The sequence below is a fragment of the Streptomyces sp. F63 genome, assembly GCF_018070345.1.
GTDB lineage: Bacteria > Actinomycetota > Actinomycetes > Streptomycetales > Streptomycetaceae > Streptomyces.
Map to the genome: position 1 here is coordinate 30966 of NZ_JAGPXX010000025.1, position 26832 is coordinate 57797.

Annotated in this window: 20 protein-coding genes; 15 read left to right on the forward strand and 5 right to left on the reverse strand. The window is 75.0% G+C overall.

Annotation, left to right across the window (positions count from 1 at the left end; genetic code table 11):
* The first annotated feature begins 30 nt into the window (after positions 1–30).
* The 6 genes from KBZ10_RS21815 (at position 31) to KBZ10_RS21840 (ending at position 9173) form a co-directional block, all read left to right on the forward strand.
* Complete coding sequence (locus tag KBZ10_RS21815; protein ID WP_374223396.1) at positions 31–2907, forward strand: lantibiotic dehydratase; 2877 nt, start codon at positions 31–33, stop codon at positions 2905–2907.
* Positions 2904–4070: a lantibiotic dehydratase C-terminal domain-containing protein gene (locus KBZ10_RS21820; RefSeq protein ID WP_210989380.1), complete on the forward strand. Its 1167-nt coding sequence runs from the start codon at positions 2904–2906 to the stop codon at positions 4068–4070. The genes KBZ10_RS21815 and KBZ10_RS21820 overlap by 4 nt, the downstream gene beginning before the upstream one ends.
* Positions 4067–5281 (forward strand): peptidase M50, encoded by a 1215-nt coding sequence (locus tag KBZ10_RS21825; protein WP_210989381.1) that lies wholly within the window; start codon positions 4067–4069, stop codon positions 5279–5281. Before KBZ10_RS21820 ends, KBZ10_RS21825 begins: the two co-directional genes overlap by 4 nt.
* Positions 5282–5397: 116 nt before the next feature.
* Entirely contained in the window at positions 5398–6324 is a 927-nt protein-coding gene (locus tag KBZ10_RS21830; protein ID WP_210989382.1) for an ABC transporter ATP-binding protein, read from the forward strand.
* A 60-nt stretch (positions 6325–6384) separates the two neighbouring features.
* The gene (locus KBZ10_RS21835; protein WP_210989383.1) at positions 6385–7140 is read left to right on the forward strand and encodes an ABC transporter permease; all 756 of its coding nucleotides are present in this window, start codon (positions 6385–6387) and stop codon (positions 7138–7140) included.
* Positions 7137–9173 carry a TOMM precursor leader peptide-binding protein gene (locus KBZ10_RS21840; protein ID WP_210989384.1) on the forward strand — a complete coding sequence of 679 codons (2037 nt, stop codon included), beginning with the start codon at positions 7137–7139 and terminating at the stop codon, positions 9171–9173. The genes KBZ10_RS21835 and KBZ10_RS21840 overlap by 4 nt, the downstream gene beginning before the upstream one ends.
* A 124-nt stretch (positions 9174–9297) precedes the next feature.
* Here KBZ10_RS21840 and KBZ10_RS21845 read toward each other — a convergent pair whose 3' ends face one another.
* On the reverse strand, positions 9298–9474 hold the full coding sequence (locus tag KBZ10_RS21845; protein WP_019710917.1) for a thiazolylpeptide-type bacteriocin: 177 nt from the start codon (positions 9472–9474) through the stop codon (positions 9298–9300).
* A 712-nt stretch (positions 9475–10186) separates the two neighbouring features.
* Here KBZ10_RS21845 and KBZ10_RS21850 point away from each other — a divergent pair.
* Positions 10187–11416, forward strand: a complete 1230-nt coding sequence (locus KBZ10_RS21850) for an amidohydrolase (protein WP_307847556.1) — start codon at positions 10187–10189, stop codon at positions 11414–11416.
* A complete protein-coding gene (locus KBZ10_RS21855; protein WP_210989386.1) occupies positions 11413–11691 on the forward strand; it encodes a hypothetical protein in 279 nt (92 codons plus the stop codon). The genes KBZ10_RS21850 and KBZ10_RS21855 overlap by 4 nt, the downstream gene beginning before the upstream one ends.
* Positions 11692–11706: 15 nt before the next feature.
* Here the strand turns inward: KBZ10_RS21855 and KBZ10_RS21860 are convergent, their stop codons facing one another.
* Positions 11707–12702, reverse strand: a complete 996-nt coding sequence (locus tag KBZ10_RS21860; protein ID WP_374223398.1) for a helix-turn-helix transcriptional regulator — start codon at positions 12700–12702, stop codon at positions 11707–11709.
* A 546-nt stretch (positions 12703–13248) separates the two neighbouring features.
* Here KBZ10_RS21860 and putP point away from each other — a divergent pair.
* A complete protein-coding gene (putP, locus tag KBZ10_RS30365; protein ID WP_210989387.1) occupies positions 13249–16875 on the forward strand; it encodes a sodium/proline symporter PutP in 3627 nt (1208 codons plus the stop codon).
* 91 nt (positions 16876–16966) lie between these two features.
* Here the strand turns inward: putP and KBZ10_RS21870 are convergent, their stop codons facing one another.
* Complete coding sequence (locus KBZ10_RS21870; protein ID WP_247702762.1) at positions 16967–17404, reverse strand: hypothetical protein; 438 nt, start codon at positions 17402–17404, stop codon at positions 16967–16969.
* 254 nt (positions 17405–17658) lie between these two features.
* Between KBZ10_RS21870 and fdhD the strand changes: the two genes are divergently transcribed.
* From fdhD to KBZ10_RS21895, 5 genes are all read left to right on the forward strand, one after another.
* The gene (gene fdhD, locus KBZ10_RS21875) at positions 17659–18486 is read left to right on the forward strand and encodes a formate dehydrogenase accessory sulfurtransferase FdhD (protein ID WP_210989388.1); all 828 of its coding nucleotides are present in this window, start codon (positions 17659–17661) and stop codon (positions 18484–18486) included.
* Between the two features lie 303 nt (positions 18487–18789).
* Positions 18790–20613 carry a long-chain fatty acid--CoA ligase gene (locus KBZ10_RS21880; protein ID WP_210989389.1) on the forward strand — a complete coding sequence of 608 codons (1824 nt, stop codon included), beginning with the start codon at positions 18790–18792 and terminating at the stop codon, positions 20611–20613.
* Positions 20614–20835: 222 nt separating this feature from the next.
* On the forward strand, positions 20836–21669 hold the full coding sequence (locus KBZ10_RS21885; RefSeq protein WP_307847545.1) for an aldo/keto reductase: 834 nt from the start codon (positions 20836–20838) through the stop codon (positions 21667–21669).
* Between the two features lie 172 nt (positions 21670–21841).
* Positions 21842–23791, forward strand: a complete 1950-nt coding sequence (locus KBZ10_RS21890) for an ABC transporter ATP-binding protein (RefSeq protein ID WP_210989390.1) — start codon at positions 21842–21844, stop codon at positions 23789–23791.
* Positions 23792–24143: 352 nt separating this feature from the next.
* Entirely contained in the window at positions 24144–24605 is a 462-nt protein-coding gene (locus KBZ10_RS21895) for a DUF402 domain-containing protein (RefSeq protein WP_307847546.1), read from the forward strand.
* On the opposite strand, the gene KBZ10_RS21900 is transcribed toward KBZ10_RS21895, so the two are convergent.
* Both KBZ10_RS21900 and KBZ10_RS29680 read right to left on the reverse strand, forming a co-directional pair.
* Positions 24602–24886, reverse strand: a complete 285-nt coding sequence (locus KBZ10_RS21900) for a hypothetical protein (RefSeq protein ID WP_210989392.1) — start codon at positions 24884–24886, stop codon at positions 24602–24604. The two genes, KBZ10_RS21895 and KBZ10_RS21900, sit on opposite strands and share 4 nt — an antisense overlap.
* Positions 24883–25311: a DUF1622 domain-containing protein gene (locus KBZ10_RS29680; protein WP_307847547.1), complete on the reverse strand. Its 429-nt coding sequence runs from the start codon at positions 25309–25311 to the stop codon at positions 24883–24885. Before KBZ10_RS29680 ends, KBZ10_RS21900 begins: the two co-directional genes overlap by 4 nt.
* Before the next feature lie 838 nt (positions 25312–26149).
* Here KBZ10_RS29680 and KBZ10_RS21910 point away from each other — a divergent pair.
* Positions 26150–26716, forward strand: coding sequence for a sigma-70 family RNA polymerase sigma factor (locus tag KBZ10_RS21910; protein WP_210989429.1), 567 nt, complete (start codon positions 26150–26152; stop codon positions 26714–26716).
* Positions 26717–26832: the final 116 nt, after the last annotated feature.

Consider the following 26832-nt stretch of genomic DNA (forward strand, 5'->3'; position numbering starts at 1 on the left):
GGCATGAGCACCGGAGGAGGGACCAGCGACATGCCGAACCCGGCACCGGCACCCGGCGAGCCCGTCGAAGCCATCGAAGCCGTCGAAGCCGTCGAAGCCAGCGGCACCGAAGGCCCGTTCGTCCTGCGGATCGCGGGGCTGCCCGTGGAGACGCTGCGGGAGCTGCGCTGCCCCGGCAGCCGCCGCTGGGCGGACGCCGTGCTGCGGGAGACCGAGCGGCTGCGGGCGGCGGGCGAGGCCGTCGGCGACCGGCTGCACGACCTCGTCGGCGGCCACCCGGCCGCGGAGAGCGACACCGTGCGCCGCGGGCTGCTGAAGCTGCGCCGCGAGGTCTACAACAACCGGCTGCCCCGGGACGGCGACGCCGCCCTCGCCCTGGTGCGCGGAGTGGACGAGGCCACCGGCGAGGCCCTCGCCGGCTGGCTGCGCGACCGGCGCCGGCTGGCGGAGGAGCACCGCCGGGGCGCGGCGCTGCTCGCGGAGGAGACCGCCCGCGGCCGGGCCGCGCTGCGCCGGCTCGCGGGGGAGGAACGGCTGCGCAAGGGCCTGCTGCTGGCCTCGCCCGCCCTGGACGGGCAGCTCGACGGCCATCTGCGGACGGCGGCGGACGGCCGTTCCGGGAGCGGCTCCCACGGCGGCCCCCCGGGCAAGAAGCAGCGGAAGATCGAGCGTTCCCTGCTGTCGTACCTCTACCGGACGGTCTGCAAGACGAGCCCGTTCTCGACCTTCACCGGGGTCGCCCTCGGTGAACTGGCCGACGGGGGCGGGAACACCGGCGCGGGCGGCGCCGGGGACGGGATCACCGGCGCGGGCGGCAGCCCGCTCACCGTGCGCGCCGACGCCCCCTGGACGGGCCACGCCCGGCTCAACGTCGCGGCCCTGGGGCGGCTCGCCGAGACCGTGCTCGCCGACCCGGCCCGCCGCGCCGATCTGCCCGTCTCCCCCGCCTCCGGCTGGGGCCGGGAGGAGGACCGGGTGCGCTATGTGCGGCGCTGGGTGACCGAGGGCGAGGAGGACACGGCCGTCACCTTCGACGCCGTGAAGGACCGGCTGTTCTTCCTGCGCCGCACCGGCACCCTGGAGCGGCTGCTCGGCCTCTTCGAGGAGCGCGGCACCGTCCGCTACGGCGAACTGTCGGCGTGGCTGGCCGCCGACCGGGGCGCCCCGGCGGAGGAGTGCGACCGGTATCTGGAGGCGCTGCTGCACCTCGGCATGGTGCAGGTGCCGTGCCTGCGCACGGAGGTGCACGACACCGACCCGCTGCGGGCGTTCCAGCGGTCCCTGCGGGGCCTGGACCGCCCGTGGGCGGCGCGGCTGGCGGACCGGCTCGACGGGCCCGTCTCCCTCGTCGACCGCTTCGCCGCCGCCGAACCGGCCGGGCGCCGCGCTCTCCTCGCCGAGCTGCGCCGCGAACTGGCCGCCCTGCAGGAAGAGCTGGGGGCCGAGCGGGCCAAGGTGCCGCAGACGGTGCTCTACGAGGACGCGGCGGCGGGCCGGACCACCGCCCTGGACGCGGCCGCCTGGACGGAGCTGGCCGCCGGGCCGCTGGGCGCGGTGGAGCGGATCCTGCCCGCGTTCGACCTCACCCTGCCGCAGCGGATCACCTTCAAGGGCTTCTTCCTCGCCCGCTTCGGGCAGGGCGGCCGCTGCGACGACCTGCTGAAGCTGGTCCACGACTTCCACGAGGACTTCTTCGACCAGTACATGACCTTCACCGCCGGCCACACCTCCTACGACGCGGACGGCCGCTACGTACCGGAGGTCAACTGGCTGGGCCTGCCGCAGCTCAAGGCCCTGGACACGGCCCGGCAGACCTTCGCCGAGCGGATGCGGGCCCTGTGGGCGGCGCGGGACGGGGACGCGGAGGGAAGGGGGAACGGCGCGGCGGCCGCCGGGGGCGAGATCGTCCTCGACGCGGCCCTCATCGACGAGGTCGCCGCCGAACTGGTGCCGGTGGCCCCGGCGTTCGCGCCCATGAGCCACCACGTCCAGATCGCCGACCGCCCGGCGGACGCCGGCGGCCCGCTCCTCGTCCTCAACCGCTCCTACGGCGGGCTGTCCTTCCCGTTCAGCCGCTTCACCCACTGCTTCGACGGGCTGGAGCAGCGGCTGCTGCGCGCCGCCGGGGAGATCTGCCCGGAGGGCGCGGTGTTCGCGGAGGTCACCGGCGGCCCGGTGACGAGCAACCTCAATCTGCACGGGCGGCTCACCGAGTACGAGATCGTCTGCCCCGGTGAGACCGGGACCCTGCCGGAGGAGTTCCGGATCGGCCTGGACGACCTGTCCATCGAGCACGACGAGAGCGCCGACCGGCTCGTGCTGCGCTCGGCGCGCCTCGGCCGCGAGGTGATCCCGGTCTACCTCGGCTATCTGGTGCCGCTCGCGCTGCCCGAACTGCCACGCACCCTGCTGCTGTTGTCGCCGACCTCCATGGCCCCGCTCAACGTCTGGGGCGGCGTCCCGGAGAGCGAGCCCGTGGACGGCGTGACCGCCCGGCCCCGGGTGCGGCACGGCGGCGTCGTGCTCAGCCGGCGCAGCTGGAGCGCCCCCGCCTCCGCCCTGCCGGAGCGCCCGCCGGGGCAGCCGGAGGCGGAGCGCTTCCTGGACTGGCACCGCTTCCGCCGCGCGCACGGGCTGCCGGACCGGGTGTTCGCCACCGTGTCCGACAGCGGGGCGCGCGGCGCGACCGGCGCCAAGCCGCAGTACCTGGACTTCGACAGCCCGCTGTCCCTGGCGGCGTTCGAGGCGCTGGTGAAGTCGCCGGAGGCGCGGGTGGTGTTCCGGGAGGCACTGCCCGACGAGGACGAGCTGCACACCGTCTCCGGGCGGGGCCGCCACGTCGCCGAGCTGGCCGTGGAGACCACCGCCGCCCCCGCCCGTACCCGACCGAGGAGCAGCACCGGATGACGGCCACGACACCCACCACGACCGGCCCCGCCACCGGTACCGGGGCCTGGCAGGCCACGCACGTCTTCTACGCCGCCAACCCGCGCCCCCTGCTGCTCCAGTGCGTCCGCCCGCTGGTGGACGCGCTGGCGGCGGAGGGGCTGCTGGCCAACTGGTTCTTCATCAACTACTGGCTGGAGGGCCCGCACGTCCGCCTCCGCGTCAAACCCTCCTCGCCGGAGGCGGCGGAGGAGGTACGGCGCCGCACCGAGGCGGCGATCGACGCGTTCCTCGCCGAGCGGCCCGCGCTGTACGAGGTGGACTCCGGTTTCCTCAACGACTTCTACAACACCCTCTTCGAGATCGAGTTCCCCGGCGGGGAGCGCGCCCCGTACCTGGACGGCGACGGCCGGATGCGGCTGCGGCCCAACAACTCCCGGCACGCGGAGCCCTACGAGCCGGAGTACGGCAAATACGGCGGCCCGGCCGGGATCGAGCTGGCCGAGTGGCACTTCCGGCACTCCAGCGAGCTGGTCACCGACGCCTTCCGCACCAAGAACCTGCATCTGCGGACGGTGCTGCTCGGCACCTCGGCGCAGCTGATGATGGTGATGTCCGGCTGCTTCCTCCCGGGCGACGCGGAACTGGCCGACTACCTGGACAGCTACTACGCGTTCTGGCACCGGGCCTTCCCCGACACCGGCTTCATCGGCACCGAGGAGTACGACCGCAACTACGCGGCGACCGCGCCGGCCCTGACCGCGCAGTTCGCGCGGATCCGCGCCGCCGTCGCCGGGGCCGGGGCCGGGGCCGGGGCCGCCGCGGCGAGGGACGGCGCTCCCCGGCTGCCCGCCTTCCTCGCCGGCTGGGCCGGGCACTGCGCGGAGCTGCGCGACCGGGCGGTGCGGCTGGCCGCGGACGGCGACCTGGTGTTCCGCTCCTGGGACGGCGAGCGGGACGAACAGGTGACCGACCCGGCCGTGGCGCTGCCGCTGCTGCTCTCCCCGTATATGCACATGACCAACAACCGCCTCCACGTGACCATCCGGGACGAGGCGTACCTCTCGCACGTCCTGGGCCGCTGCCTGCGCGAGTCCCGTCCCGGACCGGCGGGAACGGAACCGGCCGGGGCGGCGGCGACCGCTCCGGCGGCGGCCGAGACGCCGGCGGGAGCCGGGTCGTGACGGCCCCGGCGGCCGTCCCCGGGCAGTACCGGCCCGAGTTGCGGGACGGGGTGCTGGTCGGCGGCGCCCTGCTGCACGGGCCGGCCACCGTCCATCTGATCAAGAACACCGGGAGCGGGCTGTCCTTCAAGGTCGGGGAGAAGGAGCACTTCCTGATCTCCCGGATGGACGGCTCGCGCAGCCTGGAGGAGCTCGGCGCGGAGTACGCGGCCCGCTACGGGCGCCGGCTGGCCGACGCCAACTGGCGGCAGCTGCTGGGCATGCTGGGTGCCCGGGGGCTGCTGGCCGGGGCGCCGGCAGCGGGTCCCGAGGCGCGGTCCGGCCCGCCCGGCGCGCCCGGCCCGCAGGGCCCGGGGACCAGCCCGGAGGCCGCCCCGGGGACCAGCCCGGAGGGCCGCGGCGCCCCCTCGGCGGCCGGCCCCCGGGCGCACCCGGAGCGGAAGCTGCTGAGCGGCAGCGTCCGGCTCGTCGCCGACGCGGACGCGACCACCGGCCGCCTCCACCGCGCCCTGGGCTTTCTGCTGCGGCCGCTGTGGACGGTGCCGCTGCTGTGCCTGGTCGTCGCGATGGAGGCCGTCCTCGCGAGCCGCCTCGGCGAACTGGTGCTCGGCGTGCGGGCGTTGTTCCTCAACCCGGTGCTGCTGACCGCCGCGGGCACCCTGCTGTGGCTGAGCACCGCCCTGCACGAGCTGGCCCACGGCGTGGTCGCGCGCCACTACGGCGGCCGGGTCTCGGAGATCGGGCTGCGCTGGCGGCTCCCCGTGGTGATCATGTACTGCACGGTGGACGACTTCCTTCACCTGGGCGACCGCGCGGCCCGGATCGCCACCGCCGCCGCCGGAGCGGTGATGAACCTGCTGTTCCTGCTGCCGTTCTGGGCGGTGTGGCTGCTGGCCCCGGTGGACGAGGCCACCGGCGACGCGCTCGCGGGGCTGCTGTTCCTCGGCAGCGTCCAGGCCCTCGCCATGCTGATCCCCGTCCCGCCCCTCGACGGCTACAAGATCGTGAGCCAGGTGCTGGGCGCCACCGGTCTGGCCGCCTCCAGCAAGGAGTACCTGCGGCTGGCCGTGCGCCGCGACCCGGCCGCGGCGGCCTATCCGCGCCGGGCCAGAGCCGCCTATCTTCTCTACGGCCTGGGCGCCCCGCTCGTCCTCGCGGCCCTCGCCGCGGCCCTCGCCGTCCTCGTCCACTTCCTGTTGACGGCACCGTGAACGCCCGGCCGGGCCGCAGCCGCCTCCCGACCACCGCGCCGTCCGCCGCGGATCCCGCGGCGTCCGCGCCGGCACCACCCGCGACCCACGCGACCCTCGCGACCAAGGAGCACCCCATGTCCCCCATCCCCTCCCCGGACGGCCCGGCCGTCGTCCTCGACGAGGTGCGCAAGACGTACGGCGCCACCCGCGCCGTCGACGGCATCTCGCTCACCGTGGCGCGCGGGGAGTTCTTCGGGCTGCTCGGGCCCAACGGCGCGGGCAAGACGACCCTCATCGAGATCATGGAGGGCCAGCGCCGGGCCGACTCCGGCACCGTCACCGTCCTCGGCGAGCACCCCTGGCCGCGCAACACGGCGCTGCTGCCCAGGCTGGGCGTGCAGACGCAGAGTTCGGCGTTCTTCGTCCGGCTGACGGCCCGTGAGCACCTGGAGACGATGGCCGCCCTGTACGGCGCCGGCCGGGAGGCCGCCGGGCGTGCCCTGGCCACCGTCGGGCTGACCGACGACGGCTCCACCCGCGTCGACGACCTGTCCGGCGGCCGGCGGCAGCGGCTGGCCATCGCCTCCGCCCTCGTCCACGACCCCGAACTGATCTTCCTGGACGAGCCGACCGCCGCCCTCGACCCGCAGGCGCGCCGCGATCTGTGGCAGGTGCTGCGCGACCTGAAGAGCGCCGGGCGCACCATCGTCTACACCACGCACCACCTCGACGAGGCGGAGGCGCTGTGCGACCGGGTGGCGATCGTCGTCAAGGGGCGGATCAGCGCCCTGGACTCCCCCGGCCGGCTCATCGCCGCGGGCAGCCCCGTCACCCGGCTGGTGGTCCCGGCGGGCCGGCTGGCCCCGGAGACGGCGCGGAACATCCCCGGCGTCGACCGGGTCAGCGAGGAGGGGGACGGCCTGGTACTGGAGACGCTGGACTCCGGCCCGGTGCTGGCCGCGGTCGCCGAACTCGCCGGTCTCCAGGGGGTGCAGACGCGCACCGCGAGCCTGGAGGACGTCTACCTCGAACTGACCGGCACCGGCACCCCGCAGCCGTGAACCCACGGCCGTGACACCGCACCGCCTGGCACCGCACCGGATACGGAGACCACCACCCACATGAGCGCCTACGCCGCCCTGAGCACCGCGGGCTACCGGGCCTACGTCCGCGACAAGACCACCCTCTTCTTCACCTTCGCCTTCCCGCTGCTCTTCCTCGTCGTCTTCGGGCTGATCTTCCACGGCAAGACCGTGGAGGAGAGCGGCAAGCCGTACATCAACTACATCGCCCCGGGCGTGCTGTCCTGGGGCGTCGCCAACGCCGCCGTGTTCGGGGTCGGCTTCGTGCTGATGCAGTGGCGCCGCGACGACATCCTGCGGCTGATCCGGATGACGCCCGCCCGGCTGCCGGCCGTGCTGGGCTCCCGCTACGTCCTGGCCATCGGCATCGGCATCGTGCAGGCGGTGCTGTTCGTCGCGGTGGCGCTGCTGCCGTCGTTCGGGCTGAGCCTGGCGGGCGGCTGGCCGCTCGCCCTGCCGGTGCTGGTGCTCGGGATCACGGCGTTCCTGGCGATCGGCGTGATCGTCGGCTCGTACGCCCGGACACCGGAGGCGGTCGCGGCCGTCGCCAACTGCCTGATGATCCCGATGGCGTTCCTCTCCGGCTCCTTCTTCCCGCTGGACGCCATGCCGGACTGGATGCGCTCGCTGTCGCTGGTGCTGCCGCTGCGCTACCTCAACGACGGGGTGTCCGCCGCGCTCACCGGCTCCGGGCCCGCCGGGGACATCGCCACGGCCTGCGCCGTGCTCGCCGGCTTCGCCGTCGTCTTCGGCGCCGTGGCCCTGAAGACCTTCCGCTGGAGCGACCGCATATGACGACGACCGCACCTCCGGCGCCGGACGTCCCGGCGGCGCCCCTGGAGACGGGCCGGGACCTGCTGCAGCGCGCGCTCACCGAGCGGTACGAGCGCGAGGGGAGCGGCGAGCGCGGGGCCCGTGAGGCGCGTGGGGCCGGGGCGTCCGAGGGAGCCGCCGGGGCCGGGCAACCGCTGCCCGCGCCGCTGGTGGTGCCGCTCGGCGCCGCCGACACCCTCGGCTTCGGCCGGCCGGACCCGTACGGCCTGCTGCGCCCCCGCGCCACCGTGCAGCTCACCGCGCGGGCCGCGCTGATCGGCCCCTGGGGCGGCGCGGAGGGCACGGCCGCGTGCGGGCAGTGCCTGGCCATGCGCTGGCAGCGGCTGCGCAGCCGCTCCGAGCGCGAGGCGCTCGAACTGGGCCACGCGCCGCACGGCGCCACCGGCTGGCCCGTCCTCACCGGCTACGCCCTCGACGCCGTCTGGTCGGTCTACCGGGCCGTCATGCCCGGCGGGCGCGCCGCCCCGTCGGCGGTGCCGGCCGACGGGGTGCTGCCGCAGGTGACCCGGGTCGATCTGGGCACGCTCGCCACCGCCACCTTCCCGCTGCTGCCGGAGCCGCTGTGCCCGGCCTGCGTGCCGCTGCGGCCCGACACGGCGGAGGACGCCCGGATGGCCCTCGGCCCGGTGCCCAAGCCGGATCCGGACGGCTACCGCTCGCGGTCCCTGGACGCGTATCCGCTGCCGGTGTCCGCACTCGCCAACCCCGTCTGCGGGGCGCTGGGTTCGGACACCTGGATCAACCCCGTCTCCACCACGACCTCGCCGGTGGCCGGCACCCACTTCGTGCGCGGCTACGCCGGGCTCAACGACGTCACGTGGAGCGGGCAGGCCGACGCCTACGGCACCAGCCGCCGGCTGGCGTTCCTGGAGGGCCTGGAACGGTACGCCGGGACCCACCGGCGGCGCGGCACCTCGCCCGTCACCGCCTCGTACCACCGGCTCCTCGCGCGCGGGGAGCCGGTCCTGGACCCGGCCGCGTGCGGCTTCTACGCGCCGGAGACCTACCAACGGGACCATCTCGTCAGCCCGTTCGACCCAGACCGGGACATCCCCTGGGTGTGGGGCCACTCGCTGCGCGACGACCGGCCCGTCCTCGTGCCGGCCCGGCTGGCGCACTACAGCGCGGGCGTCGACGCCGACAACTTCGTCTTCGAGTGCTCGAACGGCTGCGCCACCGGCGGGACGCTGGAGGAGGCCATCCTCTTCGGGCTGCTGGAGCTCGTCGAGCGGGACGCCTTCCTCCTCGCCTGGTACGGGCGGGCCCGGCTGACCGAGATCGACCTCGGCTCCTGCCGGGGCGGCGCCGTCCGCACCCTGCTCGACCGGGCCGCGCTGCACGGCTACGACGTCCGGGCGTTCGACACCCGGATGGACACCGCGGTGCCCGTCGTCACCGCCCTGGCGGTGCGCCGCGACGGCGGCCCGGGCACGCTCTCCTTCAGCGCCGCCGCCGGCTTCGACCCGGAGGGGACCGTCGACGCCGCCCTGTCGGAGGTGCTGACGTACATCCCGCACCTGCCCTACCAGGTGGCCGAGCGGCGGGCAGAACTGGAGGCGATGGCACGGGACTACGGCAGGGTGCTGCACCTGAAGGACCACGCCCAGCTCTACGGGCTGCCGGAGATGGCCCGCCACGCCCGGGAGTACCTGGAGCCGGAGGCCGTCGTGCCGCTCGGCGAGGCGTTCCCCGGCTGGCGGGACCTGCGGCCGCGCACCGGCGATCTGCTGGACGATCTGCGGCTGCTCCGCGACGAGCTGGTGCGCGCCGGGCACGACGTCATCGCCGTGGACCAGACGACGCCGGAGCAGCGCGCCATGGGCCTGCACACCGTCGGCACCACCGTTCCCGGGCTGCTGCCGCTGGACTTCGGCTGGAGCCGGCAGCGGGCGCTGCTGATGCCGCGGCTGCGCACCGGTCTGCGGGCGGCGGGACGGCGGGACACCGACCTGGGCGAGGCGGAGATCAAGGCCGTGCCGCACCCGTTCCCGTGAGCGCCGTCCCATGAGGCCCCCCGCCCGCGTCCGTGCCGGCACGGCGCACCACGGCAGGAAGCAGCCCCCTCCGGTTCGGGAGATCCCGCTCCGGAGGGGGCTGCCGGGCCCGTGGCGCCGTGGATCAGGCGCTGCAGGAGGTGGTGGAGGTGGTGGAGGAGCAGGTGGACGTCGAGGAGGAGGACGTCGAACCCGCGAGCACGACCTCGACGGCGTCGGAGTAGTCCGAGATCTCGAAGGTCTCCGACTCCAGCTCCAGGATGTCGTTGGCGAGGGTGGCGAGCTCGGTCTTGGCGTCCATGGTGTTCTCCCTTGGCCTGCCGGGGCCCGCCGGCGGATCCGGCGGCGCTCCCGTGCGCTGGTCCCATTGGAGCGGGAGCCGCTGTCGGATCGGCCCGGCTTCCGCTGTCAGATCGCTGACACCCCGTGAGAGCGGGGGGTGCGGCACGTGAGGCGACGGGACCGCACACTGGCCGGCGGGCCCTCCGGCGGCCGGAGGCCCGGCATCCCGTTCGGCCGGGCGGGCGAGGGGAACGCGCGGAGAGCGGGGGCGGCCCGGCGGCAGCCGTGCCGCCCAGGACACCGGCGATGCCGGGACCACGCGGAACACGCACGACACGGGTAACACGCGGAAGGCACCGGGCACCCGGAACGCACGGGAGAACGGCACCGTCCGGGGGCGGCGGTGACGTCCGGGGCACGCCGTCCGCTGGATGCACAGACGGCACTCATCCGGAGCGGAGGGTCCGCGCACACCGGGGGACGGAGCGGGGGCGGGCCCGGGACCGGCACCGTCGCGGCCGTCCGGCCGGCGGCCGCCGGGGGAAGCCGAAGGCGGGCGGCGGGGGCGAGGGGAGAGAGGTGATCCATTGACCGGGACAGCGCGGGCCGTACCGGAGAACGGACCGCAAGCAGGGCAGGGGGCCGGGCCGCGGGCCGGGCGGGCGGCCACGCCACCGGAGAAGCCGCGGGCCGCCGCGCAGGAGGCCCCGCCGCCCGGCGCGCCGCCCACCGTGCCGCGGGAGGTGCCCCTCGGCATCCTGCGTCCGTCCGTCGAGCTGTACGTCGATCTGCACGCCCGCCCCGAACTCTCCGGCGCCGAGGCCCGCACCGCCGAGCGGTTCGCCGCCGCGCTGGAGCGGCACGGCGCCGAGGCCACGCGCGGTGTCGGCGGGCACGGTGTCGTCGGGGTGCTGGCCAACGGACCGGGGCCGGTGGTCCTGCTGCGCGCCGAGCTCGACGCGCTCCCGGTCGCCGAGCGCACCGGCCTGCCGTACGCCAGTACCACCGCGGGCGTCATGCACGCCTGCGGGCACGACCTCCATCTGGCCGCCGCGGCGGGGGCGCTGGGGCTGCTGGCACGGGCCCGGGACGCCTGGAGCGGCACGGTGCTGGTCGTCGGGCAGCCCGCCGAGGAGACCCTGGAGGGCGCGCGGGCGATGCTGGCGGACGGCCTGTACGAGCGCTTCGGCACCCCGGACGCGGTCCTCGCCCAGCACACGGCCCCGCTGCCGGCCGGCACGGTCGCCCACGCCCGGGGCGGGCCGCTGATGGCGGGCAGCGCGGCTCTGGACGTGGTGATCCACGGACGGGGCGGCCACGCGGGCGCGCCACAGCTCGCCGTCGACCCGGTGCTGACGGCCGCCGCCACGGTGCTGCGGCTGCAGTCCGTGGTGGCGCGCGAGACCGCCCCCGCGGAGCAGGTCGTGCTGACCGTCGGTGCCCTGCACGCCGGGGAGCGCGGCAACGTCATCCCGGACCGGGCCGAACTGAGCCTGTCCGTCCGGGCGTTCGACGAGGCCGCGCTCGACCGGGTGACGGCCGCCGTCGAGCGGATCGTCCGGGCCGAGTGCGCGGCGTCCGGCTGCCCCCGGGAGCCGGAGTTCACTCTCACGTCGCGGTCCCCGGCGCTGCTGCCCGATCCGGACACCACGGCCGCCGTGCGCCGCGTCCACGAGGAGCTGTTCGGCCCGCACCGGGTGACCGACTGGCCGCCCGCCACCGCCACCGAGGACTTCCCGCGCTACGGCGCCGCCGGCACCGGAATCCGCACGGCGTACTGGATGCTGGGCGTGACCGGTGCCCGGCAGTGGCGGGCCGCGCGCGCGAGCGCCGTGCCGCCCCCGGCCAACCACGCGCCGGACTTCGCCCCGGATGTACGGACCGCCCTGCCGGCCGGCATCACGGCGATGGCCGGCGCCGCCCTGCACATCCTGCGGTCCGCCGAGGAGGAAGCGCGATGACGGACGACGACGCCCCCGGCCGGGACCAGCTGCTCGTCACCGTCCGCCGGAACGGCCGGGGGGCCGCGGCGGCGACGACGGTGGTACGGCTGCTGGGCCTACTCCCGGCGGACCGGGTCTGCACGGCCGAGCTGGCGCACGGCGCGATCCGGCTCCGGGTGGAGCTGGACGGCACGGCCGCCGACCGTGCGGCGGCGCACGGCACCGTGCGGCGGGTCCTGGCCGACCGGGCGCTGGACGGCTGGGCGCTGGACGGCTGGGCGGAGGAGGACTGAGCGGAGGCGGTCCCGTCAGATCCAGCCGCGCTCGCGGGCCAGCAGCGCCGCCTGGGCCCGGCTGGCCGCGCCGAGCGTCTGCAGCAGATCGGCGACGTACCGCCGGTAGGTGCGGACGGAGACACCCAGGTCCCGGGCGCCCGCCTCGTCCTTCCCGACCGAGCACATCGACACCAGCACCCGCCGCTCGAAGTCGGAGAGCCCGGTCCCGGCCCCGTCGCCGTCCTCCCCCGGGCCGGTGAACTCCACGGCCTGCTGCCAGATCTTCTCGAAGAGGGCGACGATGTTGGCGACCAGCCCCCTCTTGCGGGCGAGCAGCGCGCCGCGCGCGGTGTCGGCCGGGTCGAGCGGCACCAGGGCGGCCCGCCGGTCGTAGACGAGCATCCGCTCGGTGATGTCGCGGGCCACCCGGATCTTGGCCCCGTGGGCGACCAGTTCCCGCAGGTAGTCCGCGGTCGGGGTGTCGTCCAGGGCCCGGCGCAGCACCACACTGCGGATCTCGACGCCGCGGCGCAGGCAGCGGTGGTCGAGCGGCCGGGAACGGGCGATGTTCTCCGGGGAGAGCCGGGTGTACGGTTCCACGGACAGGATCTCGTCGCGGGCGAAGAAGGCCAGGTCGTCGATCCGGTCCCGGATCTGCTCCAGCCCCTCCAACTGCTCGATGCCCGAGCCGGCTTGGGCCCGGGGGCCCTGCTCCGCGCGTAGACCGTTGATGACGTGGCGTGACTGCGTGACCCGGCGGAGCTCCTGGTGGAGTGCCCGCAGCCGGGTGTCCGTCAGCCGGGCCAGGGCGATCTCGGGGTCCGCCGGGTCGAGCAGCCCGTCGCCGCCCGCGGGGTGGAGCAGCCCGAGTCCGCGCAGCCGGTCCAGGGAGTGCCGGACGCGTTCGCGCTCGCAGTGGAGCAGAAGGTGGATGTCGTCGGGAGAGGTCCCCGGGTTCCGCAGGAAGTGCCGGTAGATCTCCTCCTCCAGAGGAGAGACCCCGAACACGGACATCTCGTTTCCAGCCAACTGCGCCCCCATGCCGCCGGTCCACCACCGGCCGTGCGCCCACGGCGGGTCGAGCCCATGGCTGCCGGAGTGGTTCGGCACACAGTAAACGGCGGAAGTGACGTCCGTGGAAAGGGATGTGGGCGACCACCGGGCGGAATGCGGGGCTTTGTGGTATTACACGCCGCCATTGACAGAAGGTCAATAAGCTTACGGCCCCAACCCGCGCTCCACAGGGGCCGGTTGGGAAATCGCGGAAGCCCTCGCAGTTTCCCCACAGGACCGCCGCGAGCCGCACGACCTCTCCGCACCCGGCGCCTCCCCCGGCACCCGCCGCCCCTTCCCCTGCCGCACTCCCGCCCGGGGCCGCACACCCTCACGCGCGTGGAGCAGCCACCCGCCCGACCGGAGCACCTGCGGACCTTCAGGGGAAAAGCCGTATACCGAGCTAAAGCCATCAAAGACCAGTAAATAAGCTAATCTGCTCCCATCCCTTGGTTGTCCCCGCGGGCCGCGGCGCCGCCCACGGGGAGGCACCCAAGTCCACCAGGCCTCACAGGTGAGGACATGTTCAATCCGAGCGCACCGGTCGTGACCGTCGTCGCGGTCTATCTGGTCGCCGTGATCGCCGTGGGCCTCTGGGCCTACCCCCGCATCCACACCTTCGCCGACTTCGCCCTCGGCAGCCGCCGGCTCCGCCCGCTGGTCGCCGCCCTGTCCGCCGGGGCCAGCGACATGTCCGGCTGGCTGTTCCTGGCCCTCCCCGGAGCCGTGTACGCCGCCGGTGTCGGCGCCACCTGGATCGCCGTCGGCCTGGCGGTCGGCACCTACCTCAACTGGCTGTTCGTCGCCCCGCGGCTGCGCACCTACACCGAGCGGGCCGGCAACGCGGTGAGCCTGTCGGCCTACCTGGAGGAACGGTTCGAGGACCGCACCAGGATGCTCCGGATCGTCACGGCCGCCGTCACCGTCGTGTTCTTCACCCTCTACGTGGCCGGCGGACTGGTCGCCGGCGGGCTCCTCTTCGAGCAGGTCTTCGACGTCGCCTTCGGACTCGGGGTGACGCTGACCGCCCTGGTCATCGTCGTCTACTCCTGCCTCGGCGGCTTCCTCGCCGTGAGCCTGACGCACGTGGTGCAGGGCACGCTGATGGCTCTCACCCTGGTCGTCCTGCCGGTGACCGCCATCGCGCTGCTGGGCGGGTTCGGGGCGCTGGGCGACGAGCTCGGCCTCAGGACGGACTCACTCCTGGAGATGGGGTCCCGGGCGAGCTACTCCGACGGCCAGTGGTCAGCGGGCCGGCCGCTCGGCGCCGTCGCGATCGTCTCCCTGCTCGCCTGGGGGCTCGGCTACTTCGGCCAGCCGCACATCCTCGCCCGTTTCATGGGCATCCGCAGCATCCGCGCCGTCCCGGCGGCCCGGCGCATCGGCACCCTCTGGGTGCTCGTCGTGCTCACGGGCGCGTCGCTCACCGGCCTGGCGGGCATCGCCGTCCTCGACGAGCCGCTCGGCAACCCCGAGACGGTGTTCATCGCCCTGGCGGAGGACCTGTTCACCCCGTGGATCGCCGGGTTCATGCTGATCGCCGTCCTCGCCGCGATCATGTCGACCGCGGACAGCCAGCTGCTCGTGTCCTCCGTCGCCCTCACCGAGGACTTCTACCACGCCTTCCTCAGCCGCCGCGCCTCGGACCGGGCCCTGGTGTGGGCGGGCCGCAGCGCCGTGGTGGCGGTGACGCTGATCGCCTGGGTCATCGCGCTCGAGGGCGGCGGCGTACTGGACATCGTGGCCCACGCCTGGGCGGGCTTCGGCGCCTCCTTCGGCCCCGTCGTCCTCCTCTCCCTGTACTGGCCGCGCATGACCTGGGCGGGGGCCATGGCGGGCATCGTGACGGGCGCGGCCGTCGTCCTCCTCTGGGAGCGCATCAACCCGCTCCTCGGCCCGCTGGAGTCCGGCGTCTACGAGATGGTCCCCGGCGTCCTGGCCGCCACCGCCGCCGCGCTGCTCTTCGGCCGCTGGGCCGGCCGCCCCCCGCAGCGCGCCTTCTGGCGGCTGCCGGGCGGCGGGGTGAACCAGCTGATGCTGGAGCCGTCCCTCGGCCAGGCGCCGATCGGCATGGCCGTGGTCGACAGCGATCTGCGGTACGTCTGGGTGAACAAGGTGCTGGAACGCATGGCCCCGCTGGAGCGGCGGCTGGGACGGCGGGTGACGGACATCCTGCCGCAGCGGCAGGCGGAGGCGCTGGAGGAGCGCATGCGGACCGTGCTGGCCACCGGGGAACCGGTGCTGGACTACGAGTTCGGCGGCCCCGGCTTCACGGATCCGCGCCAGGAGCGGGCGTACTCGGTCTCCATCTTCGGCATGGAGAACCGGCACGGCCAGCGCGTCGGGATCTGGTACATGGTCATCGACGTCACCGACCGCTGGAAGGCCAAACAGCGCCTGGCCCTGCTGAACGACGCCAGCGCCCGGATCGGCAGCACCCTCGACGTGACGCTGACCGCCCAGGAACTGGCGGACGACACCGTGCCGTCCCTCGCCGACTTCGTCGCCGTCGACCTGCTGGAGTCGGTGGTGCGGGGGGAGGAGCCCGCCCCCGGCGCCGTCGCCGGCACCCCCGCCCTGCGGCGGGCGGGCCAGAAGCCTGCGGGCGGGCCCCGGGAGGCGGAACCGGCCGCGGGCGGGAGCGCCTCCGTCTCCCCCGTCTCCCCCGGCTCCCCCGACTCCCCCGCGGCACGCTGCCTGCTGCGGGGCAGGACCCTCGTGGAGACGGACCCCGGCCTCGCCGGCCGGCCCTGGGTGGCGGGCGATCCGGCCCTGAAGGCCCTCGCCGGCGCCCCCGGGGGCCCGCACGCGGTGATGGCCGTGCCGATGCGGGCCCGCGGCGTCTTCCTGGGAGCGGCCGTGTTCCTCCGGTCCCGGCGCCTGGGGGCCTTCGAGGAGGACGACGTCCGGCTGGCCGAGGAGCTCGTCTCCCGTGCCGCGGTGAGCGTCGACAACGCCCGCCGCTACACCCGGGAGCGCACCGCGGCCCAGACCATGCAGCGCTCCCTGCTGCCGCACGGGCTGACCGGCGGCTCCGCCCTGGAGGTGGCGTCGCGCTATCTCCCGGCCGACGCGCCCAGCGGTGTGGGCGGCGACTGGTTCGACGTGATCCCGCTCTCCGGGGCGCGGGTCGCGCTGACCGTCGGGGACGTGGTCGGCCACGGCATCAACGCCGCCACCACGATGGGGCGGCTGCGCACCGCCGTCCGCACCCTCGCCAACCTGGACCTCCCGCCGGACGAACTCCTCGCCCATCTGGACGACCTCGTGGGCGACCTGATGGGACCCGACACGGACTACGCGGAGAAACGACCGGCCGCGGACAAGGAGAACGTGGCCGCCACCTTCCTCGGCGCCACCTGCCTCTACGCCGTCTACGACCCGGTCGGCGGCCGGTGCACGCTGGCCCGTGCCGGTCATCTCCCGCCGGTGGTCGTCCGCCCGGGAGGCACCGCCGAGGTGCTGGACCTGCCCGCCGGACCACCGCTGGGCCTCGGGGCCCTGCCCTTCGAGTCGGCCGACTACACCCTGGAGGAGGGCAGCCTGATCGCGCTCTACACCGACGGCCTCGTCCGGGCGCACGACCTGGACATCGACGCCGGGCTGTCCCGGCTGTGCCGGGCGCTGGCCTCCGCACGGCCGGACCTGGAGGAGACCGGCGACCGGGTGATGGAGGCCCTGCTGGACGGCCCGCCCTCCGACGACGCCGCCCTCCTCCTCGCCCGGGCCCGGGTGCTGGACTCGACCCGGGTCGCCTCCCGGGAACTGCCCTGCGACCCCGCCGTCGTCTCCGAGGCGCGCACCTTCGTCACCCGGCAGCTGGCGGAATGGGACATGGACGAGCTGCTCTTCACCACCGAGCTGATCGTCAGCGAGCTGGTCACCAACGCCATCCGCCACGGCAGCGGGCCCATCACGCTGCGCCTGATCCGGGAACGCGCCCTGATCTGCGAGGTCTCGGACACCAGCAGCACCTCCCCCCGGCTGCGCCACGCCCGGACCACCGACGAGGGCGGCCGGGGGCTGCTGATCGTCGCGCAGCTCGCCCGCCGGTGGGGCACCCGCTACACGGCGGACGGCAAGGTCATCTGGGCGGAACAGGCGGTGGCTCCCGGTGCCACGCCGTCCGTCGCCGTCCCGGCGCTGTGAGCCGTCCGTCCGCGGGCGGGAGACGGCGCGGAACGAACGGAGCCGCGGCGCGGCCCCCGCCCCGGACCGTTCCGGCGGACCCGCCGCGGCCTCAGGGGGTGAGTTCGCTCTCCGGCGTCCACGCGCTCAGCGCCCACAGGACGACCAGGTCGATCCCGATGAGGACGATCGCCCAGACCGGGATGTACGGAAGCCACAGGAAGTTGGCGACCAGATGCAGCGCGACGAGGACGATGGCGGTGTAGCGCGCCCAGGACGCCCCCTGCACCACACCGTAGCCGGTGAAGGCCACCAGCACGCCGAGCGCCAGGTGGAGCCAGCCCCAGCCGGTCAGGTCGACCTCGAAGACGTAGTCGCCGACCTCGGCGAAGACGTCGTCGTTCGCGATGGCCGCGATCCCCTGCAGGACACCGAGGATCCCGGCGATCAGCAGGACGGCACCCGCGAAGACCGCGGGCCCGCCGGGTCCCGTGGTGGCGCGGGTGGCGGAGGAGTGCGCGCGCGCCGTGGTGTGTGAAGCCTGGTTCATGGCTGCCTCCCGGGCATGGGCCGCGTACGGCGGCGGTGCGGGGCCGGGCCGGCGGGCCGCCGGCAGAGCCGGCCGCGCCTTTCCCCAGGCTAGGCAGAGGCGTCCCCGCCCCGCATCCGGAGCCGGGGGCTGCCGCCCCGGTTCCGGCCCCGCCCCGGTTCCCGCCCCGCCCCCGTTCCCGTACCGTGCGCGGCGCCGCCGATCCGGGGCATACGGTGGCCGTCAGGACGGACGCGCAGGCGGGAGACGCACACATGGGCCGGGTCACCGAACGGCGGCGGGTGGTACGGATCCGGGACGGCGCGGTGAGCGCGCGCCCCGACACGCTCGTCGCGGAGGAACCCCTGGAGATCCGGCTGGGCGGCAGGCCGCTCGCGATCACCATGCGCACCCCCGGCGACGACTTCGCGCTCGCCGCGGGGTTCCTGGTCAGCGAGGGCGTCCTGGGGCGGGCGGAGGAACTGGCCGGCATCGCCTACTGCGCCGGGGCCACCGGTGACGGCGGCAACACGTACAACGTGGTGGACGTCCGGCTCGCCGCGGGGGTGCCGCTGCCCTCCATCACGCTGGAGCGCAACGTCTATACGACCTCCTCCTGCGGGCTCTGCGGCAAGGCCAGCCTGGACGCCGTGCGGACCACGGCCCGCTGGCCGGTCGCCGACGAGCCGCCGGTCCGCGTCACGCCCGCGGTGCTGGCCGCCCTGCCGGAGCGGCTGCGCGCCGCCCAGCGGGTGTTCGACCGGACGGGCGGGCTGCACGCGGCCGGGCTGTTCTCGCCCGAGGGCGAGTTGCTGGACCTGCGGGAGGACGTCGGCCGGCACAACGCCGTCGACAAGCTGGTGGGGCGGGCGCTGCAGGACGGGCGGCTGCCGCTGTCGCGGTGCGTGCTGCTGGTCTCCGGGCGGGCCTCGTTCGAGCTGGCGCAGAAGGCGGTGATGGCCGGGATTCCCGTGCTGGCGGCCGTCTCCGCGCCGTCCTCCCTCGCCGTGGACCTCGCCGAGGAGGCCGGGCTGACCCTCGTCGGCTTCCTCCGCGGCGCGTCGATGAACGTCTACGCGGGCGCGGAGCGGGTCACCGTGTGAGGAACGGCACCGGGGACGGAGACGGCTGCCCCGCGCCCCATGGGGGCATACTCCTCCTGGCGCGGCACACCGCGCGGCGCCCCCCGTGAAGCAACGGTGCGGGACCGGCGGGGATTGCGTGGAGACGGCGCACGGCGACCTTACCCCCGGGTCAGCAATCGGCCGAGGTCAGCGCACGGCTCCGCCATTCCCCCACCTGACCTGCACATTTACCGCACCCTACGGTCGCGGTGCGCGCCTCACGCCGATCGGGATCCATCGGGTACCGTCACCGCGCTGTGCGAAGTCCCGAGGAGCGATGCGTTGCACGACATCTCCACCCCCGCCGTCACGGCGGCCCCCCAGGCCGGCGGCCTGGCCGACGCCGTCTTCGACCGCGCCGCCCGGGAACCGGACAAGGTCGTCCTGGGCCGCAAGCCGGACGGGGTGTGGCGGGACGTCACCGCGGCGGAGTTCCGGGACGAGGTGCTGGCGCTCGCCAAAGGGCTGATAGCCCAGGGCATCCGCTTCGCCGACCGCGTCGCCATCATGTCCCGCACCCGCTACGAGTGGACCCTCTTCGACTTCGCCCTGTGGAGCATCGGCGCCCAGCCCATCCCGATCTACCCGACCTCCTCCGCCGAGCAGGTGCTGTGGATCCTCCACGACGCGGACGTCTCGGCCTGCATCGTCGAGCACGAGGACCACGCCATGACGGTCGGCTCCGTGATCGACCGGCTGCCGCGGATGGGCCGGCTGTGGCAGCTCAACGCCGACGCCGTCGGGCGGCTCACCGCCGCCGGCGCGCACATCGAGGACGACGTGGTGCACCGGCACCGGCGCGCCGTCACCCCGGAGTCGCCCGCCACGGTGATCTACACCTCCGGCACCACCGGCCGCCCCAAGGGCTGTGTGCTGACCCACGCCAACTTCCTCTTCGAGACGGACACGATGGTGACCCGCTGGGAGCCGGTCTTCCACTCCCGGCCCGGCGACGAGCCGTCCACGCTGCTCTTCCTGCCGATCTCCCACGTCTTCGGCCGGATGGTGGAGGTCGCGGCGATCCGGCACGGCGTGAAACTGGGCCACCAGCCGAACCTCGCGGCGAGCGAACTCCTCCCCGACCTGGCCGTGTTCCGGCCCACGTTCATCCTCGCCGTGCCGTACGTCTTCGAGAAGATCTTCCACGCGGCCCGGCGGAAGGCGGAGGGCGAGGGCAGGGTGGGGCCCTTCGACAGGGCGGTGGAGATCGCGGTGCGCTACGCCGAGGCACAGGAGGACCGGGCCTTCGGGAACGGTTCCGGGCCCGGCGCCGGCCTGCGGCTCCAGCACCAGCTCTTCGACAAGCTGGTCTACGGCAAGCTGCGCGCGGCCATGGGCGGCCGCATCCGGCACGCCATGTCGGGCGGTTCGGCGATGGAGCGCCGGCTCGGGCTGTTCTTCGCGGGCGCCGGCGTCACCGTCTACGAGGGCTACGGACTGACCGAGTCGACCGCCGCCGCCACCGCCAACCCCCCGGAGCGCACCCGCTACGGCACCGTCGGCCCGCCCATCCCCGGCACGTCCGTGCACATCGCGGAGGACGGCGAGATCTGGCTGTACGGACCGAACGTCTTCGGCGGCTACCTCAACGAGCCCAAGGCGACGCACGAGACCCTGCGCGACGGCTGGCTGGCCACCGGGGACCTCGGCGCGCTCGACGAGGAGGGCTACCTCACCATCACCGGGCGGAAGAAGGAGATCCTGGTGACCTCGGGCGGCAAGAGCGTCTCGCCCGCCCCGCTGGAGGAGCGGGTCCGCCTGCACCCGCTGATCGCCCAGTGCATCGTCGTCGGCAACGACCGGCCCTACGTCGCCGCGCTCGTCACCCTGGACCCGGAGGCGGTGGACCACTGGCTGAAGATGCGCGGCAAACCGCGGCTCCCGGCCTCCGAACTGGTGCGGGACAAGGAGCTGGAGACCGAGATCCGCCGCGCGGTCGTGGCCGCCAACACCATGGTGTCGAAGGCCGAGTCGATCCGCACCTTCCGCATCCTGGCCGCCCAGTTCTCCGAGGAACACGGGCTGCTCACGCCCTCGATGAAGCTCAAGCGCAAGGCCATCGAGTCCGCCTACGCCGGCGAGATCGAAGCCCTGTACCGCGGGTGAGCCCGGCGCGGAAACGGCCCCGGGAGCTCCGCCGTTCCCGCGCCCGGCCTGCCCCGGGAACGGGGACTCGCGGAATATCCTTACCGGAACGCGGAATACGCGGCCGTCATCGAACGTCCGATCAGGGGCAGGAGCCGCCGTAGCACCGCGGTATCCGAAGGACCGCACCACGACCGACCGCACCACGACCGACCGCACGACGACGCGAAGGACCGACCGCCTGTGAGCCACGTCCCCTCAGTCACCCTCAACAACGGCGTCCGCATGCCCCAGCTCGGCTACGGCGTCTGGCAGATCCCGGACGACGAGGCCGCCGCCGCCGTGACGGCCGCGCTCGAAGCGGGCTACCGCAGCATCGACACCGCGGCCGTCTACGGCAACGAGGCCGGCACCGGCGCGGGCATCACCCGCTCCGGCCTCCCCCGCGAGGACGTCTTCGTCACCACGAAGGTCTGGAACAGCGACCAGGGATACGACGCCACGCTGCGCGCCTTCGACACCTCGCTGGAGAAGCTCGGCCTGGACTACGTGGACCTGTATCTCGTCCACTGGCCGCTGCCCCGGCGCGACCGCTACGTCGAGACCTACCGCGCCCTGGAGAAGATCCGGGAGGACGGCCGCGCCCGGGCGATCGGCGTCTCCAACTTCCTGCCCGAGCACCTCACCCGGCTGATGGACGAGACGTCCGTCGTGCCCGCCGTCAACCAGATCGAACTGCACCCCTGGTTCCAGCAAGCCGGATCCCGCGCCTTCCACGCCGAGCACGGCATCGCCACCGAGGCGTGGTCCCCGCTCGGCCAGGGCAAGGGCCTGCTCGACGAGCCCGTCATCACCCGGCTCGCGGCGCGGCACGACCGCACCCCCGCGCAGATCGTGCTCCGCTGGCATCTGCGGCTCGGCCATGTGGTGATCCCCAAGTCCGCGACACCGGCCCGGATCAGGGAGAACTTCGACGTCTTCGGCTTCGAGCTGGACGAGGACGACATGGCGGCCCTCGCCGGCCTGGACTCCACCAGGCGCCTGGGCCCCGACCCGGCCGCGGCCGACTTCGTCTGATCCGCTGCCCGGCCGGCGGCACCCCCGGACGCCTCCGGCAACGCGGCCGCGCCGCCGCCCCGCCGCGGGGCGGCGGCGGGGCGGCGGAACCCCCGCGTCCGCGCCCGGCGACGGCCCGTCCTCCGCACCAGCCGTTGACCTCATGTCGGCTTGAGCTTCTACGGTTGCGGCCATGGACATGGAAGTCACCGCGTGGACCTCGCTCCACCATGCCGCCAACGCCACCCGCAAGGACGACGGGCGGCCCTTCTCCCGGGCCACCGTCCGCCGCATCGGCGCCTTCGCCCGCCCCCACCGCACGCGGCTGGCCTGGTTCCTGCTGCTGAGCGTCGTCACGGCGGCCCTGGCCGTCGCCACGCCCGTACTCGCCGGGCGCGTCGTCGACTCCATCGTGAAGAGCGCGCCCGTGGGCACCGTCACCTCGCTGGCCGTGCTCATCGCCGTGATCGCGGTGGCCGAGGCCGGGCTCGGGCTGCTGGCCCGCCGGCTCTCCGCGGGCATCGGCGAGGGGCTCATCCTGGACCTGCGCGCGGCCGTCTTCGACCATGTGCAGCGGATGCCCGTCGCCTTCTTCACCCGCACCCGCACCGGCGCCCTGGTGAGCCGGCTCAACAACGACGTCATCGGCGCGCAGCGCGCCTTCAGCGACACCCTCTCCGGGGTCGTCGGCAATCTCGTCACCCTGGCGCTCACCCTGGCGGTGATGGTCGGCCTCTCCTGGCGGATCACCCTGCTCGCGCTGCTCCTGCTGCCGGTGTTCGTGCTGCCCGCGCGCCGCATGGGCGCGCGGCTGGCCCGGCTGCGGCGGGAGGCCGCGCGGTACAACTCCGAGATGAGCACGCAGATGACGGAACGCTTCTCCGCGCCCGGCGCGACCCTCGTGAAGCTCTTCGGGCGGCCCGCGGAGGAGTCGGCCGAATTCGCCGCCCGGGCCCGCCGGGTACGGGACATCGGCATCCGCACCGCCATGACCCAGACGGTCTTCATCACGGCCCTCACCCTGGTCTCCGCCCTCGCCCTGGCCCTCGTCTACGGCCTCGGCGGCTTCTACGCACTGCGCGGCAGCCTGGAGCCGGGCGCCGTCGTCGCGCTGGCCCTGCTGCTCACCCGGCTCTACGCCCCGCTGACCGCCCTGGCCGGGGCCCGGGTCGAGGTGATGAGCGCCATGGTGAGCTTCGAGCGGGTCTTCGAGGTGCTGGACCTGAAGCCGCTCATCGAGGAGAAGCCGGACGCGGTGCGGGTGCCGGACGGACCGGTGTCCGTGGAGTTCGCCCGGGTGTCCTTCGGCTACCCGTCGGCGGACAGGGTGTCCCTGGCCTCCCTGGAGGAGGTCGCCGTGCTCGACACCCGGGGCGGCACCGAGGTGCTGCACGAGGTGTCGTTCCGCGTGGAGCCCGGCCGCATGGTCGCGCTCGTCGGCTCCTCGGGCGCCGGCAAGTCCACCATCGCGCAGCTGCTGCCCCGGCTGTACGACGTGGACAGCGGGGCGGTGCGGCTCTCCGGCACGGACATCCGGGACCTGACGGCCGAGTCGGTGCGGGAGACGGTCGGCCTCGTCACCCAGGACGGGCATCTCTTCCACGAGTCGGTGCGGGCCAACCTGCTGCTGGCCCGCCCGGAGGCCGGCGAGGAGGAGCTGTGGGAGGTGCTGCGCCGCGCCCGGCTCGACGGGCTGGTCGCCGAACTCCCCGACGGCCTGGACACCATCGTCGGCGAGCGCGGCTACCGGCTCTCCGGCGGCGAACGCCAGCGGCTGACCATCGCCCGGCTGCTGCTGGCCCGGCAGCGGGTGGTCGTCCTGGACGAGGCCACCGCGCATCTGGACTCCACCTCGGAGGCGGCGGTGCAGGAGGCCCTGGCCGAGGCGCTGTCCGGGCGGACGGCCGTGGTCATCGCGCACCGGCTGTCGACGGTACGGGCGGCGGACGAGATCCTCGTCGTCGAGGACGGCCGGATCGCCGAACGCGGCACCCACGAACAACTGCTGGCCCGGGGCGGCCGCTACGAGGAGCTGTACCGCACCCAGTTCGACGAGCCCGGCGCCGGAACGGCGGGCGGCCCCCCGGCGGCCGGGACCGTCTCCGGCACGGCCGTCGGGGCGGCCGGGGCGGCCACGGTCTGAGCCCGGCGCGGGGCGGCCGGACGGAAACCGCTGGCCGCCGTGCCCGCCGCGGGGACAGAATGGCCCGCGCCGGGCGGCGGTGGCGGGTGAGCCCGCCCCCCCGGCGCGCACGGCCCGCGGGGCGCGGCTCCGGGGCGGCAACCACGGCGGACGGAGCGGACACACCATGACGGCACCCCCTGGCGGAACACCCCGGGCCGGTTCCCGGAGCGCCCCCCCGGGCCCGGCGGCCGGCCGGCGGGCCGGCGCGGACGGGGAGCCGGGCAGGGAGCCGGGCGCGACGGCCGCGGGCCGGCACGGAGCCGGCGCCCGGGGCCCGCTGGCGGCCGGCTCCCGGGTGACCGTACGGCTGGTGAAGTCGCCCCGGCCGGACGTGCGGTACCCGGCGACCGTGGTGGAGGACGACGGCACACGGGTCGTCGTCCGGGCGCCCTGGGCGGGCGCGGCGGTGCGCGACTTCGGCTTCGTCCGGTTCGAGGCGGGCGACGTGTTCACCGAGTACTTCTGGCGCGACCGCTGGTACGCGGTCAAGGAGGTACGGGCGGCGGACGGCACGCTGAAGGGCTGGTACTGCGACGTGACCCGGCCGGCGCGGGTGACGGACGAGGACGGCGGCACCCTCGTCGTCGCCGACCTCGACCTCGACCTGTGGCGGTCGGCCGACGGCCGCCTCGTCCTCCGCCTCGACGAGGACGAATTCGCCGCGAGCGGCCTCGCCGAACGCGACCCGAACGCGGCCGAACGGGCGGCCGCGGCCCTGGACGAGCTCGAAGAGCTGGCCCGCCACGGCGGTTTCCCGGGGCTGACCGCTTAGCGCCGCCCCCGCCCGTGCTCCCGCTCCGGGGCCGGCGGCAGCGCGGAGGGCGCCAGGCCGAACATGGCGATCTTCCGCACCGCGATCACGGCGGCCACGACCAGGATGCTGTCCCAGGACAGGTCGTGGGACAGCCGCAGCAGGCCGGCCGCGGTGAGGAAGTCCAGCAGCACCTGCAGGGCGAGACGCGGCCTGCGGGTGCCCGCCCAAGCGGCGGCGGCGGAGAGCAGACCGGCCGCGGTGACCAGCAGCGCGGCCGTCTCCAGCAGGGAGCCCGTCACCCGCGTGCCCCCGCGGAGGGCGGCCCGGTCTGCTCCGTGCCCTCCGGCAGATCGTCGCCGCGTTCGATCTCCGCGCGCTCATGCGCGATCTCCCGGGCGAGGAAGAAGTTGAGCGCGGTCCGGATGGCGGCGATCGCGGCGAGCTGCCCGATCTCGGTGAAGCTGGGCGCCACCGCCGTCCGCAGCACGTCACCGGCGAGCTGGAACTCCAGGCCGAGCGCGAGGAACCGGCCCAGGGTCAGCCGGATCCGGTTGAACCCCCGCGACCGGCCGCCCCGCCGGACCAGAGCCGTCATGAAACGGGCGAAGGCCCAGACGGCGCCGGTGAAGATGACCAGGGCACCGGCCGCCTCCACCAGGCGGACCAGCAGCTCCACGGCATCGCGCAGCCAGGACTGCGGGAGGAGCTCGACGGAAAGGATCACGCCCACGCGGTACCCGCCGGCCGGGCGTTCTACCGTCCCGGCCGGCCCGCCGGCCCCGCTTGGACCCGAACGGCCGCCCGGCCGGGCCGCGCCGTCCGGGTCCGGTCCCGGCGGCCCTGCCTGCCGTCGCAGGGGCGGGCCCCCGCGGTCCCGGCGGTCCCGGCGGCCCCTCGGTGGCTCCCGGTGGCTCCCGGTGGCTCCCATCCTGGGAGAGGTCTCGCACCGCCGCTGCCGACCAGCCCGCTCGGGCGCGGGCGCGGGCACGCACCCGGAACGGTCCGGCACGGCGTGCTTCTCCTCCGTTCCGGCACGCGTGCGCCGCGGGCCCGCCGCTGCCGCAGCGCGAGAGGTCACGGAAACCGGGCGGACCGGTCCGGCGGACGACCGAGTACATCGCCCGCCGTCTCCGTACTGTCCTGCATGCGCTGTCCGGTCATCAGATTCCTGCCCGCGGCCGCCGGTGCCCGGCCGCTGCCACGGCAGCGCGGGGGCCCCGGCCGCGCCGGCCCCGGCCCGGGCGCGGGCGCGGGCGCGGGGTGCCCGGCCGGTCCCGCGGTTCTCCGGCTTTCCGGCCCATCCGCGCGGCGTCCGGCTCCGAATGACGGACGGGGCCGGGTATCCGCACCCGGTCCCCCCGCCCGTCCCCGCGCCCGCCCCGCCGCGCGCACCACGGCGGCACGACGGCACGACGGCCGGTACTTCCCCCGGCCGGCCCCTGCTCTCTGGAGGTCGACATGACGTCAGCCCGCACCGGCCGCCCCGGGCCCGGCGCCCCGCCGGCGTCCGGGTCCCGGCGCCGGAGAACCGGAGGTGCCGCGGCGTGAGAGAAGCCGTCTTCATGGGCGAGGTCTCCGCCCCCGGCCCCGATCTCGGGGCCCTGCTGGGCCGGGTCGCGCGAGGCGACCAGGAGGCCTTCGGGGCGGTGTACGACGTGGTGGCCGGACCGGTGCTCGGTCTGGTGCGCCGTGTGCTGCGCGACCCCGCGCAGTCCGAGGAGGTCACTCAGGAGGTGCTGGTGGAGATATGGCGCGGCGCGGCCCGCTTCCGGCCGGACCGTGGCAGTGCCATGGCCTGGGTGATGACCCTCGCGCACCGGCGCGCGGTGGACCGGGTGCGGTCCGTGCAGGCCAGTTCCGACCGGGAGCACCGGGCGGCGCTGCTGGACCGGACTCCGGCGTTCGACGAGGTGACCGAGCAGGTCGAGGCCCGGCTGGAGCGCGAGCAGGTGCGGCGCTGTCTGCGCGGCCTGACCGAGCTGCAGCGGCACGCGGTGACGCTCGCCTACTACCGCGGCCTCACCTACCGCGAGGTCGCCGAGTTGCTGGGAGCCCCGCTGGGCACCGTGAAGACACGCATGCGCGACGGGCTCATCCGGCTGCGCGACTGCCTGGGGGTGACGGTGTGAGCAGGCGCAGAGGCCGCGGGGACCGCGGCCGGCCGGGTCCCGGCGGGCCGGCCGGCACCGGCTGGCCCGCCGGCCCCGGCGGGTGGCCGGGAGGCGCTGACGGACCGGGCGGACCG

Excerpts from the sequence above, each read along its gene's own strand:
- KBZ10_RS21815 (WP_374223396.1), top strand. The coding sequence starts at position 31 with ATGCCGAACCCGGCACCGGCACCCGGCGAGCCCGTCGAAGCCATCGAA.
- KBZ10_RS21820 (WP_210989380.1), top strand. The coding sequence starts at position 2,904 with ATGACGGCCACGACACCCACCACGACCGGCCCCGCCACCGGTACCGGG.
- KBZ10_RS21830 (WP_210989382.1), top strand. The coding sequence starts at position 5,398 with ATGTCCCCCATCCCCTCCCCGGACGGCCCGGCCGTCGTCCTCGACGAG.
- KBZ10_RS21835 (WP_210989383.1), top strand. The coding sequence starts at position 6,385 with ATGAGCGCCTACGCCGCCCTGAGCACCGCGGGCTACCGGGCCTACGTC.
- KBZ10_RS21840 (WP_210989384.1), top strand. The coding sequence starts at position 7,137 with ATGACGACGACCGCACCTCCGGCGCCGGACGTCCCGGCGGCGCCCCTG.
- KBZ10_RS21845 (WP_019710917.1), bottom strand. The coding sequence starts at position 9,474 with ATGGACGCCAAGACCGAGCTCGCCACCCTCGCCAACGACATCCTGGAG.
- KBZ10_RS21855 (WP_210989386.1), top strand. The coding sequence starts at position 11,413 with ATGACGGACGACGACGCCCCCGGCCGGGACCAGCTGCTCGTCACCGTC.
- putP (WP_210989387.1), top strand. The coding sequence starts at position 13,249 with ATGTTCAATCCGAGCGCACCGGTCGTGACCGTCGTCGCGGTCTATCTG.
- KBZ10_RS21870 (WP_247702762.1), bottom strand. The coding sequence starts at position 17,404 with ATGAACCAGGCTTCACACACCACGGCGCGCGCGCACTCCTCCGCCACC.
- fdhD (WP_210989388.1), top strand. The coding sequence starts at position 17,659 with ATGGGCCGGGTCACCGAACGGCGGCGGGTGGTACGGATCCGGGACGGC.
- KBZ10_RS21890 (WP_210989390.1), top strand. The coding sequence starts at position 21,842 with ATGGACATGGAAGTCACCGCGTGGACCTCGCTCCACCATGCCGCCAAC.
- KBZ10_RS21910 (WP_210989429.1), top strand. The coding sequence starts at position 26,150 with ATGGGCGAGGTCTCCGCCCCCGGCCCCGATCTCGGGGCCCTGCTGGGC.